Source organism: Shewanella sp. cp20 (assembly GCF_000832025.1).
Classification (GTDB): domain Bacteria; phylum Pseudomonadota; class Gammaproteobacteria; order Enterobacterales; family Shewanellaceae; genus Shewanella.
Map to the genome: position 1 here is coordinate 123,642 of NZ_JPII01000029.1, position 11,296 is coordinate 134,937.

Annotated in this window: 6 protein-coding genes and 1 pseudogene; 5 read left to right on the forward strand and 2 right to left on the reverse strand. The window is 58.5% G+C overall.

Translation table 11 applies throughout. From position 1 onward, the window contains the following. Window positions 1-8 precede the first annotated feature (8 nt). The 5 genes and pseudogenes from glgB to DB48_RS11720 all read left to right on the forward strand — a co-directional run bounded on the left by glgB (window position 9) and on the right by DB48_RS11720 (window position 10,041). Window positions 9-2,348 carry a 1,4-alpha-glucan branching protein GlgB gene (gene glgB / locus DB48_RS11700; RefSeq protein ID WP_443018646.1) on the forward strand — a complete coding sequence of 780 codons (2,340 nt, stop codon included), beginning with the start codon at window positions 9-11 and terminating at the stop codon, window positions 2,346-2,348. Next, on the forward strand, window positions 2,339-4,501 hold the full coding sequence (glgX, locus tag DB48_RS11705; protein ID WP_041510456.1) for a glycogen debranching protein GlgX: 2,163 nt from the start codon (window positions 2,339-2,341) through the stop codon (window positions 4,499-4,501). Before glgB ends, glgX begins: the two co-directional genes overlap by 10 nt. Beyond that, window positions 4,498-7,041 carry a glycogen/starch/alpha-glucan phosphorylase gene (locus tag DB48_RS11710; RefSeq protein ID WP_041510457.1) on the forward strand — a complete coding sequence of 848 codons (2,544 nt, stop codon included), beginning with the start codon at window positions 4,498-4,500 and terminating at the stop codon, window positions 7,039-7,041. Before glgX ends, DB48_RS11710 begins: the two co-directional genes overlap by 4 nt. Before the next feature lie 78 nt (window positions 7,042-7,119). Further along, window positions 7,120-8,393: pseudogene (gene glgC, locus DB48_RS11715) on the forward strand (glucose-1-phosphate adenylyltransferase). Window positions 8,394-8,412: 19 nt separating this feature from the next. Continuing rightward, window positions 8,413-10,041, forward strand: a complete 1,629-nt coding sequence (locus tag DB48_RS11720) for a glycogen synthase (RefSeq protein ID WP_235375389.1) — start codon at window positions 8,413-8,415, stop codon at window positions 10,039-10,041. 4 nt (window positions 10,042-10,045) lie between these two features. Here DB48_RS11720 and DB48_RS11725 read toward each other — a convergent pair whose 3' ends face one another. Then, on the reverse strand, window positions 10,046-10,519 hold the full coding sequence (locus tag DB48_RS11725) for a LabA-like NYN domain-containing protein (protein WP_041510458.1): 474 nt from the start codon (window positions 10,517-10,519) through the stop codon (window positions 10,046-10,048). A gap of 83 nt (window positions 10,520-10,602) precedes the next feature. After that, the gene (locus tag DB48_RS11730; RefSeq protein WP_041510459.1) at window positions 10,603-11,115 is read right to left on the reverse strand and encodes a GNAT family N-acetyltransferase; all 513 of its coding nucleotides are present in this window, start codon (window positions 11,113-11,115) and stop codon (window positions 10,603-10,605) included. Between the last annotated feature and the right edge of the window lie 181 nt (window positions 11,116-11,296).

Sequence of the window (11,296 nt, forward strand, 5' to 3'; positions counted from 1 at the left end):
ATAACCAGATGACTAAGCCTAAATCAGAGACTAAGCCTAAATCAGTGACTGTGCCTAAACCAGTGATTGCACCTACTCCACTGATTGCACCAAGCGAAATTGAGGCTCTGCTGGCTGCCGACTATGTGGATATCTTCGCCTTGCTCGGTATGCACGCCATTGAGGTTGCCGCCGCGACTAAATCAGGCAAAAGCATCAAGGATGCCAAGGCTGTGAACCTGGTTAAACGTCTGGTGGTGCGCTGTTTTCTGCCTGGGGCCGAGCGTGTCGAGCTGATCGCCGCCCAAGATGGCCGCAAGGTGGCCGAGCTGGATAAGTGCCATGAGGCGGGGATATTCGCCGGGCTGGCCGGGCGCCGCATCAATCCTTTCGAGTATCGCCTGCGGGTGCATTATCCCAGTTGCACCGAGGAGGTCAATGACCCCTATCAGTATGCCAGCCTGCTGAGCGAGGAGGCGCTGTACCTGTTTAGCGAGGGGCGTCAGGAGCAGGCCTACCGCTTCATGGGCGCCAACTGGCGTGAGGTGGATGGGATCTGCGGCGTGCAGTTTTGTGTCTGGGCGCCGAATGCAAAGCGGGTATCGTTGGTGCATGATGCCATCGACTGGGACGGCAGACGGCATGTGATGCGCCAGCATCCGGCCAATGGCGTGTGGGAGATCTTCATTCCGCAGATGAAGGCGCTGACCCATTATAAATATGAGATTGTTACCCAAGCGGGCGAGCGACTGCTTAAGGCGGATCCCTTTGGCCGCGCCATGCAAGGTGCCCCGGGGAACGCCTCTATCGTGCCGCCCCAACTCGAATATGCCTGGCAGGACAAGTCCTGGCTGGCGAAGCGGGCCAAGCAGACCTGGCACAATCAGCCCGTCTCCATCTATGAGGTCCATCTGGGTTCCTGGCGTCGCCAGGGGGAAAATGGCGAGCAGTATCTCAGTTATCGTCAGCTCATCGATCAGCTGATCCCCTATGTGGTGGAGATGGGCTACACCCATCTGCAGCTGATGCCACTGAGCGAATACCCCTTCGACGGCTCCTGGGGCTATCAACCCGTGGGACTCTATGCGCCGACCCACAGATTCGGTCAGCCCCATGAACTCAAGGCCTTCGTCGATGCCTGCCATCAGGCCGGGGTCGGGGTGATCCTCGACTGGGTGGCGGCGCACTTCCCCAAGGATCCCCATGGGCTGACCCGTTTCGACGGCTCCTGCCTCTATGAACATCAAGATCCCCGTCAGGGCGAGCACCCCGACTGGGACACGCTTATCTATAACTACGGCCGCGGCGAGGTGCACAGCTATCTGCTCAGCAATGCTCACTACTGGCTGCAGGAGTTTCATCTGGATGGCCTGCGCCTGGACGCCGTCTCCTCCATGCTCTATCTCGACTACAGCCGCGAGCCCCATGAGTGGCTACCCAACGCTCACGGCGGGCGCGAGAATCTCGATGCCATCGCCTTCTTGCAGGATCTCAACAGCCGTCTCTACCAGGGCTTTCCTGGCATCATGATGATCGCCGAGGAGTCGACCGCCTGGCCCGGCGTCACCAAACGGGTCGATGAGGGCGGCCTGGGCTTCGGTTTTAAGTGGAACATGGGCTGGATGAACGACAGTCTCAGCTATATCCGCCGGGATCCTATCTATCGCAGCCATCATCACAACGAGCTGACCTTCAGCCTGATGTACTGCTTCACCGAGCAGTTTATCCTCTCCCTCAGCCACGACGAGGTGGTGCACGGCAAGGGGTCTTTGTTGCATAAGATCCCCGGCGACGACTGGCAGAAGTTTGCGACCCTGAGGGCCTATCTCGGTTTCATGTGGGGCCATCCCGGCAAGAAGCTGCTTTTCATGGGGGCAGACTTTGCCCAGCGCGACGAGTGGGATCACCAGCATAGCCTCGACTGGCACCTGCTAGCCTTCGCGCCTCATCAGGGGATGCAGCGCTGGGTGAAAGATCTCAACAGCCTCTACCGACAGAGCGTGGCCCTCTATGGCGACGACCATCATGGCGAGGGATTTAACTGGCTCGATTGCGACAACGCCAGCGCCGGGGTACTGAGCTTTATCCGCCGGAGCGGCGACAAGCAGCTGATCTTTATCGTTAACATGACACCAGAAGTCTACCGCGAGTTTCGTATCGGTCTGCCTCAGCCTGGGCGATACCGTGAACGCCTCAACAGCGACAGCCACTACTATGGCGGCAGCGACGTGGGCAATCAGGGGATGATCCAGACCCAGGCGCAGCCCTATCAGGGCCAGGCCCAGAGCGCCTGCATCAGCGTGCCGCCCTTGGCCTGCCTAGTACTGGAACAGGTGCAGGAACTGGATGAGCGCCGCCCATGCGACTGACCCACGGCAAGCCTTATCCACTCGGGGCCACCTTAGATAGCGAGGGGGTGAACTTCGCGCTGTTTTCCGCCCATGCCAGCGCCGTCTACCTGTGTCTGTTCGACGAGGAGGAGCGGGAAGTCGCCAGGCTAAGGCTAGAGCGACAGTCTCAGCAGATCTGGCATGGCCATGTGTCTGGCCTCAAGGCGGGGTGCTGCTACGGTTATCGGGTCGACGGGCCCTATCAGCCGCTGATCGGCCACAGGTTTAATGTCAACAAGCTGCTGATCGACCCTTATGCCAAGCGCTTGACCGGCGGGATAAGCGATCATGATTCTCACTATGGCTATCGCTTCGGTCACGAGCAGGAGGATCTGAGCTTCTGCGAGCTGGATAACGCCGATTTCATGCCCAAGTGCGTGGTGGTGGATCTCGAAACCCTTAGGCCCATAACGCCCCTGGTGAATCCCTTTGACCAGAGTGACAGCCCGCTATCGCTGCGCCGCAGCGCTATCTACGAGCTGCATGTGAAGGGCTTTAGTCAGCAAAACCCCGAGGTGGCAGCGGCCCACCGGGGACGTTTCGCCGGCCTTGGGGATCCCGCCAGTGTGCAACATCTGACCCGCCTTGGGATCACCGCCGTCGAGCTACTGCCCGTGCAGCAGTTTGTCAGCGAAGCCTTCTTGCAGCACAAGGGACTGACGAACTACTGGGGTTACAACACCCTGGGCTACTTCGCTCCCCATAATGCCTACCTGAGCGAGCAAGAGGGGAAGGCGGCGATAGATGAGTTTCGCGACATGGTCAGTGCCCTGCACCGGGCTGGCATAGAGGTGATCCTCGATGTGGTCTATAACCATAGCGCCGAGGGCAATCGTCTGGGGCCCACTTACAGCTTCAAGGGGATAGATAACCTCAGCTACTACCGCCTGCATCCCATAGAGCCGCGTTACTACATCAATGATACCGGCTGCGGCAACACCCTGAATCTGTCTCACCCCAGGGTGTTACAGCTGGTGATGGATTCACTGCGTTACTGGGTCGAGGTGATGGGGGTCGACGGTTTCAGGTTCGATCTGGCCACTACCTTAGGGCGTGAGGCGCACGGCTTCGATGCGGGCTCAGGCTTCTTCGACGCCATTGCCCAGGATCCTGTGCTCAGCCGGGTGCGGCTCATCGCCGAGCCCTGGGACATAGGCCCGGGAGGCTATCAGCTGGGGCAATTCCCCATAGGTTGGAGCGAGTGGAACGACAGGTATCGCGACACTGTGAGGCGCTTCTGGCGCGGCGATGCGGGCATGTTGCCCGAGTTTGCCAGACGCTTTCATGGCTCCAGCGATCTGTTCGAGCATGCCGGGCGCAAGCCGGCGGCCAGCATCAACTTTATCACCAGCCACGACGGCTTCACCCTGATGGATCTGGTGAGCTATCGCCGTAAACATAACCAGGCCAACGGCGAGCAGAATCGTGATGGCCACAACGAGAATTACAGCGACAACTATGGCCTTGAGGGCCAGAGCGACGAGCCGGCGCTCAGTGCACTTAGAGCCCGCCAGTGCCGTAACCTGCTCACCACACTGTTTATGTCCCAAGGTGTGCCCATGTTGCTGGCCGGCGACGAGATGGGCCATTGCCAGCTGGGCAACAACAACGCCTATTGCCAGGACAACCCGGCGAGCTGGTTGGACTGGCGCATGGATATCGACAGCGATGAGCTGCTGAGTTTCACCGCTCAGCTGATCAAGCTGCGTCGCCGTTTCCCCATGCTGTGCCACAGAGACTATATCCATGAGAGCGCCAATCAGGCCTCTCCCGGCCTCGACTGGTTCTGCCGTCAGGGGGAGCACATGACCAAGGCCCATTGGGGCGAGGCGCAGACCCGGACCCTGAGTCTGGTGATCAGCGGCGAACTCGAAGTCCAGGCCGGTTGTCGTCAGGCGCTGCTATTGATGTTCAACGCCGACGACAGGCCGCAGCAGTTCACCCTGCCAAGCCTGGAAGGCATAGTGCAGTGGCAGTGTCTGGTCAGTACCCAGGATAGTCCCCAGTATGGCGAGCCCATCCCCCATCAGGCCTTGCTGCAAGGCGCCAGCCTGGTGCTGCAGGACAAGAGCCTGACCATCTATTACGCCCAATTTTCCTCAATGCCGAGTGCGGCAGGAGAGTCTCGATGAGTTCGACTACTAAACCCAAAAAGCACGTAAAGACCAACAAGCCCGCTAAGACGGCCAGTGAAACTGCCAGTCGGGACACAGCTGATGTGTCAGCCGAGAGCCTGGCCAAGGCCGACAGCCTCATCTGCGATCCCTGCGAGACCCTGGGCGCCTGTTTCGAGCGTCATATCGACAAGAGCCTGACCCCCAAGGAGCGCGACGAGCAGGCGCTGTTTTACGCCTTCGCCATGAGCGTGAAAGATCAGATGCTGCCCAAGTGGCGCGCCACCCGCCAGCTGGATCGCGACACGGGTAACAAGAAGGTCGCTTACCTGTCGCTTGAGTTCCTCATGGGGCGAGCCCTTAGCAATGCGCTGCTCAATCTGGATATGAACGACGAGAGTGCCAAAGTGTTGCAAGATTATGCGGTCGCGCTGGAGACCCTGGAAGAGCAGGAGCATGATGCCGGGCTGGGCAACGGCGGCCTGGGGCGCCTGGCAGCCTGCTTCCTCGACAGCTGTGCCAGCCTAGATCTCAACGTTACCGGCTATGGTATTCGTTACGAGTACGGCATGTTTGCCCAGAAGCTGTGTGACGGCTATCAGGTGGAACGCCCCGATCGCTGGCTCAGGGACGGCAACCCCTGGGAGGTGCGTGTGCCGAGCCACAATGTGACCGTGCCTTTCTTCGGTCATACCGAGTCCTATATCGACCGTGACGGTAAACGCCAATACACCTGGGTGGAGACCCAGGACGTACTGGCGGTGGCCTACGACATGCCGGTACCCGGCTATCGTAACGAGCGGATCAACACCCTCAGGCTGTGGAAGTCTGAGGCGACGGACGACTTCGATCTCGAAGAGTTTAACCAGGGGGATTACACCGAGGCGGTGGCTCGCAAGAACCTGGCGGAGCAGATCACCATGGTGCTCTATCCCAATGACGCCAGCGAGAACGGCAAGGAGCTAAGGCTGCGGCAGCAATATTTTCTCTCCTCTGCCAGCCTGCAGGACTTGCTCAACACCTGGGTGAGCCAGCATGGCACCGATTTCAGGGATTTTGCCCGCCAGCATGTGATGCAGCTTAATGACACCCACCCAAGCGTGGCGATCCCCGAGCTGATGCGCCTCTTGATGGACAAGTACGGCCTGGATTGGGACAGTGCCTGGGCCATCACTAGCCAGACTATGGCCTACACCAACCACACCCTGCTGCCCGAGGCGCTGGAGCGCTGGCCGGTGCGCATGTTTGCCCATATGCTGCCCAGGCTGCTGGATATCATCTATGAGATCAACGCCCGCTATCTCGACACGGTCGCCCACCACTGGCCCGGCGACGGTGACAAGCTGCGAGCCATGTCGATCATTGAAGAGGGCGATGAGCCCCATATTCGTATGGCCTATTTGGCGATTGTCGCCAGCTTCTCGGTAAACGGCGTTGCTGGGCTGCATACCCAATTGTTGACCTCTGGGTTGTTTAGGGATTTCTATACCCTGTGGCCCGAGAAGTTTAACAACAAGACCAATGGTGTGACGCCGAGACGCTGGCTGGCCCAGAGTAATCCGGCGTTGGCTGAGCTTTTAAGCAAGCGCTTAGGGGACGGTTGGGTGAAGGACCTGAGTCGCCTCAGCGCCCTCAATGCCTTCACCGATGATGAGAGCCTGCTAAAAGCCTGGCAGGAGGTGAAACATGGTAATAAGCAGCAGCTCGCCGAGCTGGTGGAGCAGGAGTGCGGGGTCCGCTTCGACCCCGCCATGATGTTCGATGTGCAGGTGAAGCGCATTCATGAATATAAGCGCCAGCTGCTCAACATACTGCATGTGATCCATCTGTACCACCAGATCCAGCAGGGCAAGCTTACCGATATCACCCCTAGGTGCGTGCTGATCGGCGGCAAGGCGGCCCCCGGCTATGCCATGGCCAAACTATTGATAAAGCTGGCCAATAATGTCGCCCACATGGTGAACTCGGATCCCCTGGTGGCACCTTATCTGCGTTTCGCCTTCTACCCCAACTATAACGTCAGTGCCATGGAACGTATCTGCCCGGCGACGGATCTCTCCGAGCAGATCTCCACCGCGGGCAAGGAGGCCTCGGGCACGGGCAACATGAAGTTCATGATGAACGGCGCCCTCACCATAGGCACCCTGGATGGCGCCAATATCGAGATGCTCGAAGAGGTGGGCGAGGACAACTTCTTCCTCTTCGGTCTGAGGGCCGACGAGGTGGAAGCGCTAAAGCCCCACTATGACCCTCAACAGTTTATCAATAACTCCCAGGCGCTGAGCGAGGTGATGAACCTGCTGGAAAGCGGCCATTTCAACCTGCTGGAGCCAGGGATCTTCGACCCCATCATCAACAGCATACGTTGTCCACGGGACCCTTGGATGATCGCCGCCGATTTCGAGTCATACCGACGGGCTCAGGTGCAGGCGGCCAAGGCCTACCGGGATCGCCACCATTGGACACAGATGAGCATACGCAATACCGCCGCCAGTGGTCGCTTCTCCAGCGATGTCACCATTGGTCAATATCGAGACGAGATCTGGGGGATAGCCTAATGACGTTTATCGAGCTAAGTCGGGCCGCTGCGGCGCCCAAGCAACTGGTGTGTTTTTTATCTCAAGGAGTGAGTACCTATGCCTAATATGAATCCTAGCCCACGTTATATCAGTAATTTAACCCGAGAAACCTATGCGTTAATCTTGGCCGGGGGGCGAGGTTCACGTCTACATGAATTGACCGACTGGCGCGCCAAGCCGTCGCTCTATTTCGGTGGCAAGTTCCGCATCATCGACTTCCCGCTGTCGAACTGCATCAACTCGGGCATTCGCCGTATCGGCGTCGTGACCCAATATAAGTCGCACTCCCTGATCCGCCATGTGATGCGTGGCTGGGGCCACTTCAAGAAGGAGTGGGGGAGTCGGTGGAGATCCTGCCCGCCTCCCAGCGTTATTCCGAGAGCTGGTACAAGGGCACGGCCGATGCCGTGTTCCAGAATATCGACATCATACGCCACGAGCTGCCCAAGTATGTGATGATCCTCTCTGGCGATCATGTGTATCGCATGGACTATGCCGGCCTGCTGGCGGCCCACGCCGAGTCGGGCGCCGACATGACTGTCTCCTGCCTCGAGGTGCCGGTCGCCGAGGCCGCGGGCGCCTTTGGGGTGGTCGAGGTGGACGAGCGCAACAAGATCTTGGGCTTCGAAGAGAAGCCCGAGCTGCCCAAGCATCTGCCGGAAAATCCCGAGATGTGCCTGGCCTCCATGGGCAATTATGTGTTTAACACCGAGTTCCTGTTCGAGCAGCTCAAGAAAGACGCCATGAATGAGAACTCGGATCGCGATTTCGGTAAGGATATCATCCCGTCGATCATCGAGGAGCATGAGGTCTACGCCCATCCCTTCAGAAGCGGCTTTACCGATGAGGAAGCCTACTGGCGCGACGTGGGCACCCTGGACTCCTTCTGGCAGGCCAACATGGAACTGCTGTCGCCGACACCTGCGCTGAACCTCTATGACGCCAAGTGGCCCATCTGGACCTTCCAGGAGCAGCTGCCGCCGGCCAAGTTTGTCTTCGATGACGATGAGCGTCGCGGCATGGCGGTAGACTCCATCGTCTCCGGTGGCTGCATCATCTCGGGCTCCACCGTGAGACGCAGCGTGCTGTTTAATGAGGTGCAGGTCTGCTCCTACTCCACGGTGGAAAACTCTGTGGTGCTGCCCGATGTGGTGGTGCTACGTAACTGTCAGATAAAGAACGCCATCTTAGACAGAGGCTGCATCATCCCAGAAGGCACAGTGATCGGCCATGACCATGATCACGACAGGGCGCGGGGCTTTAGGGTCTCGGCAGGGGGGATCACCCTGGTGACCCGTGACATGTTAGGGTTACCTGTAGGCTATGAGTAAGAGATTAGGGGAGGGCGCGATGAAGCGCGTATTGATGGTTGCCGCCGAGAACGGCGCGCTCAAGGGGGCCAAGGTGGGCGGCATGGCGGACGTGATCCGTGACCTGCCGGGTGCCCTCTATTCCCAGGGCGTGTGTAGCGACGTGATCATGCCAAGCTATGGCTTTTTACATCGTCAGCAGGCGGCCGAATCGCTGGGGGAGCTGGTGGTGGATTTCTATGGGCAGCCACACTGGCTAAGCCTTTACCGCGCGGCGCACCCCAGTCTGCCCGAGGTGAATCTTTATCTAATCGATCATCCGCTGTTCGACCAGGGCGGTAAGATCTACACCCCGGGGGCGAGCGAACGCCCCTTTGCCGAGGACGCCAACAAGTTCGCCCTGTTTTGTTTGGGCGTTGCCAAGGCCTTGGCGTCGGGCCTGATGCCGATGCCGGATCATCTGCATCTGCACGATTGGCACTGCGGCGTGCTGGCGCTGCTGCGCGCCTTTGCCCCCGAGTATGGCGCGCTTAAGGCGATTCCCTGCGTGTTATCCATTCATAATCTGGCGATTCAAGGCACGCGGCCGCTCAGTCAGGAGCACTCTTCCCTGCAGGCCTGGCTACCCGGTCTGTTTGCCACGCTCGATGACGACGCCCTCGCTAGGGTGACAGATCCCAGATATCCCCAGTGTTTCAACCCGCTGCGCGCGGCCATAGTGCTGAGCGATCGCGTGCATCTGGTATCGCCGAGTTATGCTCAGGAGGTGCTGCGGCCCTCAGCGCCAGAGCTTGGGTTTGTCGGCGGCGAAGGATTGGAGGCTGATTTGCAGCTGAAACAACAAGCGGGCGCCCTGCACGGCATCTTAAACGGCTGCGAGTATCCAAGTCATAAAGGCTCGGGTCAGCTCAGTAAGCGTCAGGCGCTGCTCAGGGGGAGCACGGATAAGCTGACGCCACTCATCGATAGCGCCGAGCAAGCCATTGGGGGCTGGCTATGTCAGACGCCTTGGGTTCGCAGCGGCGATCAGCTGGCATTGATGACCCTTGCCCGGCTGCGGCGACAATCGGAATTTCAAGATGCCCCAAGGCTGCTACTGACCTCAGTGGGGCGTTTGACGGATCAGAAGATGGCGATCCTCTGCTACCGCGACCAGCAGGGCGTTAGCACCTTGGAGCATCTGCTTAAGATGCTGGCCGAGCATGCGCCAAGTGGCCTGATGGCGATCCTGGGCAGTGGTGAAGATGCCATCGAAACGCAGCTGATGCAGCTGGCTGGCAGATATCATAACCTGCTGTTTATCAATGGCTTCGATCTACCCCTGTCAGACGCCCTGTATGAGTGCGGTAATCTCTTTATCATGCCCAGCTCCTTCGAGCCCTGCGGCATTAGTCAGATGCTGGCGATGCGGGCGGGGCAGCCTTGTCTGGTGCATGGGGTTGGCGGGCTCAAAGATACGGTAAGCCATGGGGAAGACGGCTTCGTTTTCTATGGGGATAGCCTTGCGGAGCAGTCGGGTGCCTTGCTACAGACCCTAGCGCAGACCCTGCCACTCATAGGTAAGGAGGAGTGGCAGCAGGTCTGTGATAACGCCAGTCACAAACGATTTAGCTGGGAGGCTTCGGCGAAGGCCTATTGCCAGCGGCTCTACAAGCTGTCAGCGCATTAGCGCATTAGCGCAGCAGCTCGCCGTCGATGGGGTGAAACTCTGTGGCGGCGTCCATCAACGCCTTGGCGGTGAGCTCAGGCACACCGAAAACCTGGGTTTCTACGGCATGCTTGCTTGCGATATGCTCGAGCAGCATGGCGAAATCACCATCCCCCGAGAGTAGAATCACAGCATCCACCTCGGCGGCCAGCTCCATGATATCTATGGTGATCCCCACGTCCCAGTCTCCCTTGGCGCTGCCATCGCTGCGCTGAATGAAGGGCTTTAGCTTGACCTCGAAGCCGATATGCTTGAGGGCATCCTGAAACTTGATCTGACCGTCATCGCCCCGGTCGATAGCATAGGCTAGCGCCTTCACTATCTCTCCCTGCTCATTGAGCCTCTGCCACAGCGCGTGATAGTTAAACTGACGACCATAGGCCTGGCGGCAGGTGTAATAGATGTTCTGGACATCGACAAAGAGGGCGATTCGTTTCACGCATTCTCATCTTTTTGTTGTTTGGTCGTTAGACCATACCCGAGTGACTACACATAGGAAAGTGCGTTCTTGGGAAAGTGCGTTCATGTTTCTTTGCCATATTGCATCAAAACGAGCTGTTTGCCTTGAGTCTGGTAGCGCCTTTGCAGCTGCAGCAGCTCGCTGGGAGGGTTATTGGGTAACATGAAGCCCAGGCCGCGGTAGAAAGCAGTGAGCTCGGCTTCGCAAAACAGGAAACTGGGCGCCGCGCCAAGTGTCGGTGCCAATGCCTGCATCAGGCTTTTACCCAGGCCTTGTCCCCTTAAATGTGGGTGGACTAACAGGCCTGTCAGCAGGCGATAGCGACCTATTGGGCGGATGCGCGCCGCGGCGGCTATCTGTCTGTCTTCGAATAGTAGGCTCTCTCGCTCTTGCCTTGTTTGATGCGCCATTGCCTGCGCTTTAGTTGCCTGCGCTTTGCTTGCCTGTTCGGTCTGCTCACCGAAGTAGACGACGCAGAGGGCTTCTTTCTTGGCGATCCTGGCGTGGGGCATGAACGCCTTGTAGAAGGTAAATGCCTGTGCACGGCTGTCGCTATCTAGCCAGTCGAGTTTCATGCTTGCTTGTCTTTTCCCAATTTACGCTGCTTGTGATTCATCAGTCGGAAGTTAGCGTGCTCGCTACCTGTCATGCTTGGCCGACATATCTGTTTGCACTCTTGTGATTCAATGAGTGTGACGCTTTGCGCAGCTTTACATTGCTTTACCCTCTAAGCCACGGCGCCATTTTACAATAGGG